The organism is Azotobacter beijerinckii, assembly GCF_900110885.1.
Classification (GTDB): domain Bacteria; phylum Pseudomonadota; class Gammaproteobacteria; order Pseudomonadales; family Pseudomonadaceae; genus Azotobacter; species Azotobacter beijerinckii.
In genome coordinates this window covers 39,231-54,364 of the sequence record NZ_FOFJ01000009.1, presented here as the reverse complement: position 1 = coordinate 54,364, position 15,134 = coordinate 39,231, and the positions used below count along the sequence as shown (strand labels likewise).

Below are 15,134 nucleotides of genomic sequence, written 5' to 3'. Positions count from 1 at the left end.
GATAGGCGGGCGAGCGGAAAATTCCCGCAACCCCCGCAAGGGCATCTGGCACGCATCCTGCCATCTCCTCCTTGCCAACCGGTTTTTCCGGTCCCGATCGAGTACCGGTCACGGGGTTCGATTAACGCATAGAGCCGAGGAGACGTTAACCATGCCAATGGTATTGCTGGAATGTGACAAGGACATACCCGAGCGCCAGAAACACATCTATCTGAAGGCGCCCAACGAGGATACCCGCGAGTTCCTGCCGATCGCCAACGCGGCGACCATCCCGGGCACCCTCTCCGAACGCGGCTGCGCCTTCTGCGGCGCCAAGCTGGTGATCGGCGGCGTGCTGAAAGACACCATCCAGATGATTCACGGCCCGCTCGGCTGTGCCTACGACACCTGGCACACCAAGCGCTACCCGACCGACAACGGCCACTTCAACATGAAGTACGTCTGGTCGACCGACATGAAGGAAAGCCACGTGGTCTTCGGCGGCGAGAAGCGCCTCGAGAAGAGCATGCACGAGGCCTTCGACGAGATGCCCGACATCAAGCGGATGATCGTCTACACGACCTGCCCGACCGCACTGATCGGCGACGACATCAAGGCGGTGGCCAAGAAGGTCATGAAGGACCGTCCCGACGTCGACGTCTTCACCGTCGAATGCCCCGGCTTCTCCGGCGTCTCCCAGTCCAAGGGCCACCACGTCCTGAACATCGGCTGGATCAACGAGAAAGTCGAGACGATGGAGAAGGAGATCACCAGCGAATACACCATGAACTTCATCGGTGACTTCAATATTCAAGGTGATACCCAGCTCCTGCAGACCTACTGGGACCGCCTGGGCATCCAGGTCGTCGCCCACTTCACCGGCAACGGCACCTACGACGACCTGCGCTGCATGCACCAGGCCCAGCTCAACGTGGTGAACTGCGCGCGTTCCTCCGGCTACATCGCCAACGAACTGAAGAAGCGCTACGGCATCCCGCGCCTGGACATCGACTCCTGGGGCTTCAGCTACATGGCCGAGGGCATCCGCAAGATCTGCGCCTTCTTCGGCATCGAGGAGAAGGGCGAAGCGCTGATCGCCGAGGAATATGCCAAGTGGAAGCCGAAGCTCGACTGGTACAAGGAACGCCTGCAGGGCAAGAAGATGGCGATCTGGACCGGCGGCCCGCGCCTGTGGCACTGGACCAAGTCGGTCGAGGACGATCTGGGCATCCAGGTGGTGGCCATGTCCTCCAAGTTCGGCCATGAGGAAGACTTCGAGAAGGTCATCGCCCGCGGCAAGGAAGGCACCTACTACATCGACGACGGCAACGAGCTGGAGTTCTTCGAGATCATCGACCTGGTCAAGCCGGACGTGATCTTCACCGGCCCGCGCGTCGGCGAGCTGGTCAAGAAGCTGCACATCCCCTACGTCAACGGCCACGGCTACCACAACGGCCCGTACATGGGCTTCGAGGGCTTCGTCAACCTCGCCCGCGACACCTACAACGCCGTGCACAACCCGCTGCGCCACCTGGCCGCCGTGGACATCCGCGACAGCTCGCAGACCACGCCGGTCATCGTGCGGGGGGCCGCCTGATGAGCCAGTCCAAACTCGACGACCTGTTCGACTACACCGAGGAGCGCTGCCTGTGGCAGTTCTTCTCGCGGACCTGGGACCGCGAGGAAAACATCGAAGGCGTGCTCGGCCAGGTCGCCCGCCTGCTGACCGGCCAGGAGCCGCTGCGCGGCACCCCGCAGGAGCGGCTGTTCTACGCCGACGCCCTGGCCATGGCCAACGACGTTCGCGAGCGCTTCCCCTGGGCGTCGCAGGTCAATCACGAGGAAATCCATTTCCTGATCGACGGCCTCAAGTCCCGCCTGGTCGACACCGTGATCACCCGCTCGACCAACCGCGAACTCAACCACCACCTCTACTGAGTCACCGCTGCGGGAGCGGCCAGAAGGCCGCTCCCGTCCGCCAAGGAGCCATTTCATGAGCAATTGCGAGCTGACCGTGCTGAAGCCGGCAGAAGTCAAGCTGAGCCCGCGCGACCGCGAAGGCATCATCAACCCGATGTACGACTGCCAGCCCGCGGGCGCCCAGTACGCCGGCATCGGCGTCAAGGACTGCATCCCGCTGGTCCACGGCGGCCAGGGCTGCACGATGTTCGTCCGCCTGCTGTTCGCCCAGCACTTCAAGGAAAACTTCGACGTCGCCTCGACCTCGCTGCACGAGGAGTCGGCGGTGTTCGGCGGCGCCAAGCGCGTCGAGGAAGGCGTGCTGGTGCTGGCCCGCCGCTACCCGGAACTGCGGGTGATCCCGATCATCACCACCTGCTCCACCGAGGTCATCGGCGACGACATCGAGGGCTGCATCCGGGTCTGCAACAAGGCGCTCGAGAGCGAGTTCCCGGAGCGCAAGATCTACCTGGCGCCGGTCCACACCCCGAGCTTCAAGGGCAGCCACGTCACCGGCTATGCCGAGTGCGTGAAGTCGATGTTCAAGACCATCACCGACGTGCACGGCAAGGGCCAGCCGAGCGGCAAGCTCAACGTCTTCCCGGGCTGGGTCAACCCCGGCGACGTGGTGCTGCTCAAGCGCTACTTCACGGAAATGGGCGTCGACGCCACGGTGTTCATGGACACCGAGGACTTCGACTCGCCGATGCTGCCGAACAAGAGCATCGAGACCCACGGCCGCACCACCGTCGAGGACATCGCCGACAGCGCCAACGCCCTGGCCACCCTGTCCCTGGCCCGCTACGAAGGCGCCACCACCGGCGACCTGCTGCAGAAGACCTTCGCGGTGCCGAATGCCCTGGTCAACACCCCCTACGGCATCAAGAACACCGACGACATGCTGCGCAAGATCGCCGAACTCACCGGCAAGGAGATCCCCGAGTCGCTGGTCCGCGAGCGCGGCATCGCCCTCGACGCCCTGGCCGACCTGGCGCATATGTTCTTCGCCAACAAGAAGGTGGCGATCTTCGGTCACCCGGACCTGGTATTCGGCCTGGCGCAGTTCTGCCTGGAAGTGGAACTGGAACCGGTGCTACTGCTGATCGGCGACGACCAGGGCAACAAGTACAAGAAGGACCCGCGCCTGCAGGAACTCAAGGACGCCGCGCACTTCGACATGGAGATCGTCCACAACGCCGACCTCTGGGAACTGGAGAAGCGCATCAACAACGGCCTGCAGCTCGACCTGATCATGGGTCACTCGAAGGGCCGCTACGTCGCCATCGAGGCCAACATCCCGATGGTCCGCGTCGGCTTCCCGACCTTCGACCGCGCCGGCCTCTACCGCAAGCCCACCATCGGCTACCAGGGCGCCATGGAGCTGGGCGAGATGATCGCCAACGCCATGTTCGCCCACATGGAATACACCCGTAACAAGGAATGGATCCTCAACACGTGGTGAGTTGAGCCACCAGCGGCTGGCCCCCTGCTCCGGCAGGGGCGTCCGCCCCCGTATTCCAATCCGGCCGCCATGCCATTCCCGGGAGTGATGCCATGAAACAGCGACAGGAAATGGTCGCCCAATACCGCGCGAGCTTCGGCGAGCTGTGCGCCCGACCGGAACACCGCCACATCGAACCCTACACCAGTCCCCGGCGCCTGAACTTCGCGCCGCCGGAGACCGACGCCACCCGCCGCATACCGGGCCGCCTGGTGCTAGCGCTGACCAGCGCCTACGCCCTGCTGGCCGACTGGCAGGAATGCCGCGACCCCTCGCTGGCCGAACTCGGCAGCTGGCAACGCTACCTCGCCCTGCCGCGGCGCAGCGCGACGGAAAAGCTGATCGCCGAAGTCTTCCGCATCCTGCGCGTGTTCCGCGCCGCGGCGATCCAGCACAACGGCGCCATCGAGATCCGCGACGACGGGCTGGTCCGCGCCAGCTGCACCTACAACCGCTGCGCGCTGAACCTGCTGATCACCCAGAGCGGCCTCGAACTGCTCGCCGCCTGCGTCGCCGGCTACCTCGAATCCTTCGACCAGCCCTACAGCGAGGCCTACCAGGAACTGCTGTTCGGCCAGTACTACGCCGACATCGTCGCCGAGATCCGCGCCTTCGCCGACGACGACCGGGTGCTCTTCCAGTTCCGCCACAAAGGCTGGTTCAACCGCCACCTGCGCCTGGACTGCGACAACCCCCGCCTGCGCCTCGAAGAGGACGGCCACTACTGCATCGACCTGGGCAAGTACGGCGAAAACGCCGCCCGCCACCCGATCGACTTCTACATCACCCTCGACAGCCGCCTGTACATCGTGCCGGTCGAGGCCCTGAAAGCCGGGCGCCTCGCCGCCGCGGAACTGGCCCGCTGGCAGGCCCGCACCGACGCCGAGGCACGGCTGCCGGACGCCTTCCGCCTGCGCTTCGCCCACGAGAAGAACGTCGTCGGCCTGCCGATGACCTGAGAACGCCGCGCGCCGGGCCGCGCCCGGCGTCAGCCTGAGCCCCACCGACGCGAGGAACGGACATGAACGAGATCGGCCATCTGAAGATCGCCATCACCAGCAACGACCTGCTGCAGGTCGACGCCAATTTCGCCACCGCCAAACAGATCGTCATCTACGACGTCACCTACGACGAGGCCAGCTTCCTCGACGTCGTGCAGTTCAAGGGCGGCGGCAAGGGCGGCGACGGCAAGCGCGGCCCCGGCGGCGGCGGTTGCTCCATGGGAGACCCGACCGGCGGCGCCTCGGTCGACCAGGTCCAACTGCGCGTCGACGCCATGGAAGGCTGCGCCGTGCTCTTCACCCTCGCCCTCAGCGACTTCGCCGCGGTCAAGGTGAAGAACGCCGGGGTGTTCCCGGTGAAGATGCAGCACCCCCGCGAGATCGACGAGGTGGTCGAGCACCTGCAGCGGATGATGCAGAACAACCCGCCGCTGTGGCTGCGCAAGGCGCTGGGCTACGGCGTGCGCAACCCCGACTACCTGATCGAGCGCGAAGCGTGAACGGCGTCTACCAGTTGCCCCTCGAGCGCGCCCTCGCGGGCAGCACGGTCCCCGAGCGGGCTGCGCCGGCAACCGCTGCCGGCGGCTCGCCGGTGCTGCTGAGCCTCGACCGGGTGTCGGTCGAGCGCGGCGGCAACCGGATTCTCGAAGGCCTCAGCCTCGACATCCGCCGCGGCAGCATCACCGCCCTCGTCGGTCCCTCGGGGATCGGCAAGAGCAGCCTGCTGGCCACCCTCAACGGCCTGCTGCGGCCCGCCGCCGGCACCCTCAGCGTGGACGGCATCGGCCGCCTGCAGACCCCGGCCAGCCTGCTCGCCCACCGCCGGCACAGCGCCACGGTGTTCCAGGAGCACGCGCTGATCGCCCGCCTGTCGGCGCTCGACAACGTGCTGCTCGGCCTCGCCGACCGCCGCCATCCGCTCTCCCCGCTGCCCTGGCCGCGGGCGCTGCGCGAGCAGGCCGTCGCCGCGCTCGCCGAGGTCGGCCTGCTCGCCAAGGCGCTGAGCCCGGTGTCCCGGCTCAGCGGCGGCGAGCGCCAGCGCGTCGGCATCGCCCGCGCGCTGGTGCGCGAGCCCCGCCTGCTGCTGGCCGACGAGCCCTTCGCCTCGGTCGATCCGGCGCTCGCCGAACGCCTGGCCGGCGAGTTCCAGCGCCTGGTGCGCGAGCGCGCGCTGACCCTGGTGGTGGTCCTGCACCAGCTCGACCTGGCCCGCCGGCTGGCCGACCGCATCGTCGGCCTGGCCGATGGGCGGATCGCCTTCGACGGCCCGCCAGCGCGCTTCGACGCCCAGGCCCAGGCGCGCCTGTTCCCCCTGCACCCCGCTCCGGCCCCCGGCCAACCCCAGTGAAAGGACAAGCCCCCATGACCCGACTGCTCAAGCGCCTGCGCCCGCTGCTCGCCGCGCTGCTCCTGCCGGTCCTCGCCGCCCACGCCGACGACACCGCCCAGCCGAAGAAACTGACCATCGGCCTGCTACCCGGCGAATCCGCCCCCACCGTGATGCGCCTCAACGAGCCGCTGCGCGCGCACCTGGAGAAGACCCTCGGCATCCCCGTCGAGCTGACCGTCGGCGCCAACTACGCGGCGACCGGCGAGGCGCTGCGCTTCGGGCGTATCGACATCGCCTACCTGGGGCCGGTGACCTACATCCTGCAGAGCAAGCGCGCGCACCTCGAACCCTTCGCCCGCCCGACCCACGCCAAGGTCGGCCCGACCTTCCAGGCGGTGGTGATCGTCCCGGCCGACAGCCCGGCGCGGACCCTCGAGGACCTGCGCGGCCAGGACGTGGCCTTCGGCGACCCGGCCTCCACCTCGGGCACCTGGGTGCCGCGCTACATGCTCGCCGACGCCGGCCTGGTCTCGGAGCGCGACTACACCCTGCGGGTGCTCGGCGCCCACGACGCGGTGGCGCTCGCCGTCGCCGGCAAGAAAGTCGCCGCCGGCGGCCTGTCCAAGCCGATCTACGAGCGCCTGCTGAAGGAAGGCAAACTCGACGCCGCGAAGGTCCGCGTACTCGCCGATTCGCCGGCGATCCCCGAATACATGTGGACCTTCCGCGAAGGTCTTGCACCGGAGCTGAAGGAGAAGATCCGCCAGGCCTTCGTCAGCATCAAGGACCCGGCCGCGCTGGGGGTATTCCGCGCCGAGGCGTTCATTCCCTGCGTCGACGCCGACGTCGACCGGGTGCGCGACTGGATCGCGACGGTCGAGCGCGAGCATCCCGAAGCCGTCGTGGTGAAACCGTGAGCGTCTCCCTCGTGCAGCAGCAGGCGCTGCTGAGGGCGGTTTCGCGGCGCGCCTGGCTGTCGCGGCTGCTGCTGGTGCTCGGCCTGGGCGTGGTGCTGCTGGCCACCCAGCACACCGGCGCGCTCGACGCCGAGCGCTACCGCGAGCTGCTGCCGACCCTCTGGACCCTGGCCGGCGACGCCTGGCCGCCGGCGTTCGAGCGCTGGGAGCACTGGAGCAAGCCGCTGCTCGACACCCTGACCATGAGCGTCGCCGGCACCGTCGGCGGCGTGCTCGCCGCCCTGCCGCTCGGCGCCCTGGCGGCCAGCGGCCAGGCCCCCGCGCCGCTGCGCCAGCTGGTCCTGCTGCTGCTCAACACCATCCGCTCGATCCCCAGTCTGGTGTGGGGCATCCTGTTCGTCGCCGCGGTGGGCTTCGGCCCGCTGCCCGGGGTGCTGGCGCTGGCCACCCACTCCACCGGCATGCTCGGCAAGTTCTTCGCCGAGATCTTCGAACACGTCGACCGCGCCCCGGTCGACGCGCTGCGCAGCCAGGGCGTCCCGGTGCTCGGCGTGCTGCGCTTCGGCGTGCTGCCGCAGGTCCTGCCGCGGCTGGTCGACGTCGCCCTCTACCGCTGGGAACACAACATCCGCGCCGCCACCACCCTGGGCGCGATCGGCGCCGGCGGCCTGGGGCTGGAGATCGTCACCGCCTTCCACCTCTTCGAATACCGCGAGGCCCTGGCCCTGATCGCCGTCCTGCTGGCGCTGGTCAGCCTCGTCAACCTGCTCGGCGCGCAGATCCGCCGCCGTTTCCTCGATCACACCACTGCATGAATAGGGAGGCATCTCCGATGAGTGTCGAATCCGCCAAGGCCTACATCAACCGCATGCGCAGCGACGAAGCGTTCAAGAACCTGGTCAACGAAGGCTCGGAAGACGAGCAGGCGAGCTGGGTACTGCTCAAGGAGCACGGCTTCGAATTCACCATCAACGAATTCCGCCAGGCCCAGGACGAAATCTACGCCGAACACGGCATCACCCCGCTCTGAGCCGTTCCCCCAGAGGCTTTGCGCCGACCGTTTTCCCTGCCGGTCGGCGCTTTTTTATGAAGCCGGGTTGCGATTGGCGAGAAAAAGCTCGGCGTCGACGCACAACGCCTCGACCGGAAGCCGGGCACGAACAGCATTTCCAGAGCGACAGCCCACACCGACGCGGACGGTCAGCCGACCAGCGCAGGCGCTTTCGTCCCCTGGCGCCGCCGACTCGCCGGCAATGTGGCAGTGCTCGCTCGACAATGGCCTATCGGCAGATCACTGGGAGCCCACCGGTTTGTTGTGGTAGGCCGCCTCCGCCAGCATCTCAAGGAGGGCATTGGCACGAATCTTCTCGTAATAGGCTTTGTTTTTGAAAAATTTTGCCATGCCGCCATTACTGGTATTGGCTTCGCCATACAGCTCGTTGGCGGTGTCGCGGTAAACGTGTGCCAGCTCCAACCGTCGATAAGCGCAGCGTACAAGTCCATTCATTTCGAGTGGTCTCCGGAAATGGAAATGGTGCATTGGCAGTCGATTGAGCCTGCTCGGACCTTAAGCGGGCCTTAACAGTTAAGTAGCGAAATGGAGCGGCCGCAAAATCCGAATGCGGCCTCCGAGCGTTTCGGTAAGCCGTTAAAGAAGAACCATCCGGCACTTTTCCGGCCTCTGCCCATGCCGGCTCCCGAATCACGGGGCCTGTACGCCTATCAAGGGCAACCCGGACCATCGGGATGGGCTGTGGATATCGAGCAGACGCCGGACGCCCAGCTGCTACCCTAAGATCGCGAATCCCAGCGGCAGGAACTCCCATGGCCCGGTTCATCGTCATCGAATCCCTGGACGGCGTCGGCAAGACGACCCTGGTCCGCAACCTGGCCGCCGCGCTCGGCGGGATCGCCATGAGCATGCCCGGCCCGGCGGTAAAGCCGCTGCGCGAGCAGATCCACACCGTGCTGGGCGATGCCAGGATCGCCCACGCCCTGTTCTACCTCGCTATCGCCGCCGCCGAGGGCAGCAAGGCGCGGGCCGCGGCGGACGCCGGCCGGACCGTGGTGATGGACCGCTTCCTGGCCTCCGCCATCGCCTATGCGCGGGCCCGCGGCGTCGCGGCCGACTTCGACGTCCTGCTCCCCGCCCTGCCGCGCCCGGACGTCTCGGTGCTGCTCACCCTGGACGAAGACGAACGCGTCCGCCGCCTGGGCGCACGCAGGGAAATGAGCCTCGCCGACCGCCAGAGCCTGGACCCGGCGTTCCGCGGCGAGTTCATGGCGGAACTCAGGGCGCGCTGCGACCTGCAGGTGGATGTGACCGGGGCGGATGAGGACGAGGCGGTAAGGCGGGTGATCAAGGCGGTTGGGGCGCACCGCTCCAGCTGAGCCAAGAATCGGCAGCCTTGTCGAACTGCCGTACCCTGCATACGGTCCGTCCAGCGGTGCGCGCGACACCATCCGCGAAGCCTTCAGTGCAGGACTGATCGCCGACGGGCAAGGCTGGATGCAGATGCTGACCGACCGCAACCGTACGTCGCACACCTACAACGAAGAAACCGCCGAGGCGATCCTGCTCAACATCCGGCAGCAGCATCATCCGCTGCTCAAGGCGCTGGAGCGCATACTCTCCAGCCGGGTGGAGCCAAACGCATGATGCCCGAGGAAATCGGCCTTCCGCCGCAGGCCGTCGAGTCCATCCGCCAGGTGTTCGGCCGCTTTCCGGGCATCGAGCAGGCGATGCTCTACGGCTCCCGAGCCAAGGGCAACTACCACCCCGGCTCGGATATCGACCTGCCCCTCAAGGGCGATCCGAGCTATCGGGAGTTGCTGGATATCGAACTGGCGCTGGGCGACCTGCTGCTGCCCTGGAAGATCGACCTGTCGCTGTTTTCGCAAATCGACAATCCGGCGTTGGTCGAGCATATCGGGCGGGTTGGGAAGGTTTTAAATATATCGGGTATTGCAAGCTCGCAGTGTCGTCGACTTTGAAATATCAACTTAAGAGCATGCTCTTAAGTACCTGAAAGGAAATCCCCCTAGATTTCCTCCGCCCCTGAGCGTGCAAACCCGCGTGCTTCACGGGCTTGAGTGGGCATGCGTTGAGAAAATATCGGATTATTTTTCTCCAGGTACTTATTACTCGGTTTTTGGCCACGTCGAAATATCGAAACACGCTGAGACCTGTTGATATATCGGCTACATCAAGGTGCATTTCCGCGACCTGAAAAGGAATACGGCGTAGCTGGTGATGCTGTTTGCCCTGTCGAACCACTGGATAATGCGAAAACATCTGCTGGGTAGGGGAGGTAGCTGTGCGGAGGGTGTGGCGGCATTCGATTTCCACCCTGCTAATTAGCAGGGTATGGTGGATCTGGAATTTTCAATAATATCCGGCTTGATGTTGTCGTATTGATCAATAGCACTGTGACGTCAGCCATTAAAAAGATGCTGCATTTGTGCACTGCATCTCGGAAATGACGTGATTTTCAGAGTGTACCTTTGGGCAAAGGAATCTTTTAAGATTTCCTTGGACTCGACGTTTGGTCGAAAGGCAGCAATCTCCCTTTAGAAATAAGCCAAGGAGTCAAAAGTGGTAGCTGAAGCACAAGCCGTAGTAGAAATAGTAAAGGATGGACTTGAGGCAGGCGACAAGGCGCTTGATCTGTATAACAAGATTCTCGACCAACTGATTCCGTGGAAGACCTTCGAGGAAACCATAGATAATCTGACTAAATACGAGAAGGATTATTCGAACGCGGCCGGGGAAATCGTCGCTCAAGTCAAGACCTTGCTGTTAAATAGCCGTGATGAATACTTCAAGGCGACGCAGTCGGTATTCGAGTGGTCTAGTGTGGCCTCCCAGCTGCTCACGGCATATTTGCAGTTGTTCGAGAATTATAACGAGGAAAAGGCGAAGGCTCAGAAAAGCATCCTGCTCAAGGTGCTTAATGACGGCATTAATAAGATGACGGTGGCACAGGCCTCGCTCCATGCTAGCTCCGAGAGCTTCAACGCTGCCTCTGGTCATATCTCATCTCTGAGCACCCAGTTGAACAACGACTTTGTGGAAGGAAGCAATTACTACGATATGCAGGTCGATAGGCTCCGTAAGGAAGCCTATGGTGGCGCAGCGGCAGGCTTGGTGCTTGGTCCATTCGGCCTCCTCATAAGCTACAGCATTGCCGCTGGCGTCCTGGAGGGAAAGCTAATTCCTGCATTGAAAGAAAAGTTCGAGGAGGTGAAAGAGCATTTCAAGACAATTGAGGGTATTGTCTCGAAAGCCTCCGACGACATCGATGGTGCAAAAATAAAGCTTCAGGAAGAGATTGTTGTTATCGGCGACATGAAAAGCCAGACGGAAACGACCAGTCTGTACGTCGAATATGACGACCTCATGCTTAACCTGTTGAAAGAGTCCGCAAGGAAGTTGATCGACCAGTGCTCGATATACATTGAGCGACATGGTGCAAGGGGCTTCTCGCTTAAATCCGTGGCCTGATTAGGCTTGAGGAAACTCCGAACAAGTCGGCACCGATCCGCCAATGATCTGATTGACCCGTTTCCGCCCAAACAAACCCAGGGGGTTTATCTAGAAACCGGGGGCTTTGCTCTGGTTTCTGAGGGCATCATCCCGGCCGTCGCTGGGCTGAACGTAGACTCGACCGGCGATTGGCTGAGAACGGCTTACTTGTTCGGATTTCCCCAAGGTGTTGCACTCAAGTCTTGTCACCGTCGGCGATTGACCGAGTCCTTGCCGGAACAGTCCTTGAGTGAACCCCACGGACCAGCCGCATTCAGCGCTGGACTGGCAGGTCTATGCTTGAATGCTGATTCAACCACAAGCTCATCAATCCTGCCCGCCCCCGCACACCAAACTTCCGGAATACGCTGGTGACATATGAGTGGGTGGTGGAAACGGCCAGCCCCAGACGCTCGGCGATTTGTTTTTCCGTGGCCTCGGTCAAGAGCAGTTGCAGTACCTTACGCTCGTATGGCGCCAAAGGAACGGAGGCAAGCTGCAAACCGCGGTTCAACATTTGCCCAAGCCTCAGACCAGTAATATCGCGAGCAACTCCGACACGCAATCGCTCCGACTCCCGCCATCGCGCGGACCACATCACATGGACTTCGTGGCCGCCTTTATGGAGATAGCGATTCTCAAAGCCGATCCGCTGCCCGCCAGCCATGACGCGACTGGCCTCTTTCAAGGTTCTGTCGCGCTCCGTCGGTACGACAAAATCAATGACGAAATTATCGACCATCTCTTCGGGCTTATAGCCAAAAACAGTCTCGCAAGCGGCACTGACATAGGTTATTCGACCACCAGCACTTACCATGAACACTACGTCCGGCAACATATCTGCAATGTTGGCAATTTCTTCCCGATCATATTTACTTATAGCCATTGTAAATACCATTTACCCTGCCAAATGTAACAAACTCAAAATAAATAAAAGAGCAACCGCCAAAGATTCGGCCAGGTAAATTATCAGCTCTTGGGCCTCAGGATAATAAATTGGAATTTAATGTAGCTTATGGGAATACCGTCAAATTATTGCTCGGCAACTGGCCGTATATTACGCGGCTGAAAATGGATCATTTTTCAATGTTGATCGAATCTGCTCGCGTCAGTCCAGGCAGGCCGCACCCCTCGGGGGGAATACCGAACAAATCACGGCCACTTCGCTGAAACGTCCCTCGTTTGACCCAAGCCCTACCCCACGCCCCCCCGATACCTCCTCGCCGCCCCCCTCGGCCTCCGCGCCGCCGCATAGAACCGCCGCTTCACTGCCTCCGAAGCCGCCGCGTAGAGCAGGGTGATCAGCACGATGGTCGCCAGCAGCACGGGCGGCAGGGGGACGAGGTCGAACCAGGTGCCGGCCGGGGTGTAGGGCAAAAGCACGGTGAGCAGCATCACCGCCAGGGTGCTCGAGAGCAGCAGGCGGCCGGGGCGGCTGCGGTAGAAGGGTTTGTAGGTGCGCACCACGAAGATGATCGCCAGTTCGGTGAGCAGCGATTCGACGAACCAGCCGCTGCGAAACAGCTCGGGCCGTTCGCCGACGAAGTAGAACAGCACGCCGAAGGTCAGCAGGTCGAAGGCCGAGCTGACCAGCCCGAACACCACCATGAAGTTGCGCACCTCGCGGATGTCCCAGTGGTGCGGGGTGCGTTCCCATTCGCGGTCGACGTTGTCGCCGGCGATGCCCATCGCCGGGATGTCGGAGAGGAAGTTGTTGAGCAGGATCTGCTTGGCGAGCAACGGCAGGAAGGGCAAAAACAGCGAGGCCAGGGCCATGCTGATCATGTTGCCGAAGTTGGCGCTGGTGGTGATGAAGATGTACTTGAGGGTGTTGGCGAAGGTGTGGCGGCCCTCGTCGATCCCCTGGCGCAGCAGGTCCAGGTCGTGGCGCAGGAGGACGAAGTCGGCGGCCTCCCTGGCCACGTCCACCGCCTGGTCCACCGAGACGCCGACGTCCGCCGCGTGCAGCGCCGGCGCGTCGTTGATGCCGTCGCCGAGAAAGCCCACCACGTGGCCGGTCTTCTGCAGGGCGAGGATGATCCGCTCCTTCTGGTTGGGGTCGACCTCGGCGAACAGCGCCACCTGCGGCGCCAGGTTGAGCAGCGCCTCCTCCTTCATCTGCAGCAGTTCGCCGCCGGTGATCACCCGCTCGGCCGGAATACCGACCGCCTCGGCAACATGCTGGGTCACCAGGCGGTTGTCGCCGCTGATGATCTTCACCGCCACGCCGAGCCGGCCGAGGGCCTGCAGGGTCTCGCGCACGCCGGGCTCGGGCGGGTCGAAGAACAGCAGGAAGCCGGCGAAGGCCAGTTTGCGCTCGTCCGCCTCGGCGTAGCGCGCCTGGCGCGCCAGCCGCCGGCTGGCCAGGCCGAGCACCCGGTAGCCCCGGGCGCTCCACTGGGCGTAACGCTCGCGGATGTCGGCCAGCGCCGCCTCATCCAGCGGCGCCGCTGCCTCGCCCTCGCCGATCCGCGTGCAGCGCTCCAGCACCTTGTCCAGCGCGCCCTTGACGATCATCAGCGCCTCCCCATCCGCGTCCTCGACAACCAGCGCGAGGCGCTTGCGCACGAAGTCGTAGGGGATCTCGTCGAGCTTGCGAAAGGCGCCGAGGTCGAGGCCCTGCTCCTGCGCCGTGGCGACCAGCGCGGCGTCCAGGGCGTTGGCCAGCCCGGTCTGCAGGCTGGCGTTGAGGCAGGCGAGCAGCAGGCAGCGCGCCGAGGGCTGGCCATCGGGGGCCAGCGCGCCGTCGAGCTGCACCACCCCGCGGGTCAGGGTGCCGGTCTTGTCGGTGCACAGCACGTCCATGGCGCCGAGGTTCTCGATGGCGTTCAGCTGGCGCACGATCACCCCGCGCCGGGCCATGCGCTGCGCGCCCTGGGCCAGGGTGATGCCGAGGATCGCCGGCAGCAGCTCGGGGGACAGGCCGACCGCCAGGGCGATGGCGAACAGCAGGGTGTCCACGGTGGGCCGCCCGAGCAGGATGTTCGCCGCCAGCACGCCGACCACCATCAGCAGCATGACCTTGAGCAGCAGGCTGCCGAAGTGGCGCAGGCCGCGCTCGAATTCGGTTTCCGGTGGGCGCAGCGAGAGGCTGCGGGCGATCTGGCCGTATTCGCTGGCGCTGCCGATGCGCACCGCCAGCAGGGTCGCCGTGCCGCTGCGCAGCGAGCTGCCCATGAACAGGCAGTTGCTCCGCTCGGCGAGGCTGGCCTGGGGCTCGGCGAGGCCCGGCTGCTTCTCCACCGGGAAGGTTTCGCCGGTCAAAAGACTCTGGCTGGCGAAGCAGTCGCGGGCTTCCAGCAGCAGGCCATCGGCGGGGATCAGGCTGCCGGCGGACAGCTCGATCACGTCGCCCGGCACCACCTCGCCGGCCGGAATCTCGACCGGCACGCCGTCGCGGCGCACCCGGGCGGTGATCGCCACGCGCCGGCGCAGCTGCTCCAGAGCGCTGGAGGCGCGGTATTCCTGGACGGTGCCGAGCAGCGCGCCGACCAGCACGATGGCCAGCACGATGCCCGCGTCCAGCCAGTCGTGGACCACCAGCGAGACCACGCTGGCGAAGATCAGGATCAGCACCAGCGGGCTGCGCAGCTGTTCGAGGAAGATCCGCGGCAGGCCGCGGGAGCGGCCCTGCTCCGGCGTCCTGCCGGCGCCTTGACGGGTGGCTGCGGCGGCGCCGGAGAGACCCTCGGCGCGGCTGTCCAGGGCGGCGAAGGCCTGCGCCGGCGTCCAGCTCCACCAGGGCTCGCCGGGTTCCGCCGGGCGCTCGCCCTGCGGCGGGCGCAATGCGCGACGGAGGTTCAGCCAGCGCGAAAAACCGCTGCCGAGACCACCGGCGGACGAATCCATGTCGTTGGAGCTGCCCATGTTTCCCCCGTACCGGCAGGGGCCGGCTTTCGTCTACAGCGTAGCCAGCACGGCA

At 64.5% G+C, this 15,134-nt stretch carries 15 protein-coding genes and 1 pseudogene; 13 read left to right on the top strand and 3 right to left on the bottom strand.

Features of this window, described 5'->3' with window-relative positions:
• Nucleotides 1-151 precede the first annotated feature (151 nt).
• From vnfD to BMY22_RS06710, 9 genes are all read left to right on the top strand, one after another.
• Nucleotides 152-1,576: a nitrogenase vanadium-iron protein, alpha chain gene (gene vnfD / locus BMY22_RS06750; RefSeq protein ID WP_090620590.1), complete on the top strand. Its 1,425-nt coding sequence runs from the start codon at nt 152-154 to the stop codon at nt 1,574-1,576.
• Entirely contained in the window at nt 1,576-1,917 is a 342-nt protein-coding gene (vnfG, locus tag BMY22_RS06745; RefSeq protein WP_090620588.1) for a V-containing nitrogenase subunit delta, read from the top strand. The genes vnfD and vnfG overlap by 1 nt, the downstream gene beginning before the upstream one ends.
• A gap of 55 nt (nt 1,918-1,972) precedes the next feature.
• Entirely contained in the window at nt 1,973-3,400 is a 1,428-nt protein-coding gene (gene vnfK, locus BMY22_RS06740; protein ID WP_090620585.1) for a V-containing nitrogenase subunit beta, read from the top strand.
• Nucleotides 3,401-3,492: 92 nt separating this feature from the next.
• Nucleotides 3,493-4,398 carry a hypothetical protein gene (locus BMY22_RS06735; RefSeq protein ID WP_090620583.1) on the top strand — a complete coding sequence of 302 codons (906 nt, stop codon included), beginning with the start codon at nt 3,493-3,495 and terminating at the stop codon, nt 4,396-4,398.
• A 62-nt stretch (nt 4,399-4,460) separates the two neighbouring features.
• On the top strand, nt 4,461-4,940 hold the full coding sequence (locus tag BMY22_RS06730; protein WP_090620581.1) for a NifB/NifX family molybdenum-iron cluster-binding protein: 480 nt from the start codon (nt 4,461-4,463) through the stop codon (nt 4,938-4,940).
• Nucleotides 4,937-5,788 (top strand): phosphonate ABC transporter ATP-binding protein, encoded by an 852-nt coding sequence (locus tag BMY22_RS06725; RefSeq protein WP_244158816.1) that lies wholly within the window; start codon nt 4,937-4,939, stop codon nt 5,786-5,788. Before BMY22_RS06730 ends, BMY22_RS06725 begins: the two co-directional genes overlap by 4 nt.
• A gap of 14 nt (nt 5,789-5,802) precedes the next feature.
• Nucleotides 5,803-6,687 (top strand): phosphate/phosphite/phosphonate ABC transporter substrate-binding protein, encoded by an 885-nt coding sequence (gene phnD / locus BMY22_RS06720; protein ID WP_090620580.1) that lies wholly within the window; start codon nt 5,803-5,805, stop codon nt 6,685-6,687.
• Nucleotides 6,684-7,502 carry a phosphonate ABC transporter, permease protein PhnE gene (gene phnE / locus BMY22_RS06715; protein WP_090620578.1) on the top strand — a complete coding sequence of 273 codons (819 nt, stop codon included), beginning with the start codon at nt 6,684-6,686 and terminating at the stop codon, nt 7,500-7,502. Before phnD ends, phnE begins: the two co-directional genes overlap by 4 nt.
• Nucleotides 7,503-7,519: 17 nt before the next feature.
• Nucleotides 7,520-7,717, top strand: coding sequence for a Nif11-like leader peptide family natural product precursor (locus BMY22_RS06710; protein WP_090620576.1), 198 nt, complete (start codon nt 7,520-7,522; stop codon nt 7,715-7,717).
• Between the two features lie 261 nt (nt 7,718-7,978).
• On the opposite strand, the gene BMY22_RS06705 is transcribed toward BMY22_RS06710, so the two are convergent.
• Nucleotides 7,979-8,194: a hypothetical protein gene (locus BMY22_RS06705; RefSeq protein ID WP_139204341.1), complete on the bottom strand. Its 216-nt coding sequence runs from the start codon at nt 8,192-8,194 to the stop codon at nt 7,979-7,981.
• A gap of 317 nt (nt 8,195-8,511) precedes the next feature.
• Between BMY22_RS06705 and BMY22_RS06700 the strand changes: the two genes are divergently transcribed.
• From BMY22_RS06700 to BMY22_RS06685, 4 genes are all read left to right on the top strand, one after another.
• Complete coding sequence (locus BMY22_RS06700) at nt 8,512-9,078, top strand: AAA family ATPase (protein ID WP_090620572.1); 567 nt, start codon at nt 8,512-8,514, stop codon at nt 9,076-9,078.
• Nucleotides 9,056-9,346, top strand: a complete 291-nt coding sequence (locus BMY22_RS06695; protein WP_244158815.1) for an HI0074 family nucleotidyltransferase substrate-binding subunit — start codon at nt 9,056-9,058, stop codon at nt 9,344-9,346. Before BMY22_RS06700 ends, BMY22_RS06695 begins: the two co-directional genes overlap by 23 nt.
• Nucleotides 9,343-9,681 (top strand): nucleotidyltransferase domain-containing protein, encoded by a 339-nt coding sequence (locus tag BMY22_RS06690; protein ID WP_090620571.1) that lies wholly within the window; start codon nt 9,343-9,345, stop codon nt 9,679-9,681. Before BMY22_RS06695 ends, BMY22_RS06690 begins: the two co-directional genes overlap by 4 nt.
• A 601-nt stretch (nt 9,682-10,282) precedes the next feature.
• Nucleotides 10,283-11,191: a hemolysin E gene (locus BMY22_RS06685; RefSeq protein WP_090620569.1), complete on the top strand. Its 909-nt coding sequence runs from the start codon at nt 10,283-10,285 to the stop codon at nt 11,189-11,191.
• 295 nt (nt 11,192-11,486) lie between these two features.
• Here BMY22_RS06685 and BMY22_RS06680 read toward each other — a convergent pair whose 3' ends face one another.
• Together BMY22_RS06680 and mgtA are read right to left on the bottom strand one after the other, a co-directional pair.
• Entirely contained in the window at nt 11,487-12,098 is a 612-nt protein-coding gene (locus BMY22_RS06680) for a helix-turn-helix transcriptional regulator (protein ID WP_090620567.1), read from the bottom strand.
• A gap of 308 nt (nt 12,099-12,406) precedes the next feature.
• A pseudogene (mgtA, locus tag BMY22_RS06675) lies at nt 12,407-15,019 on the bottom strand (magnesium-translocating P-type ATPase); the annotation flags it as partial.
• Nucleotides 15,020-15,134 lie beyond the last annotated feature (115 nt).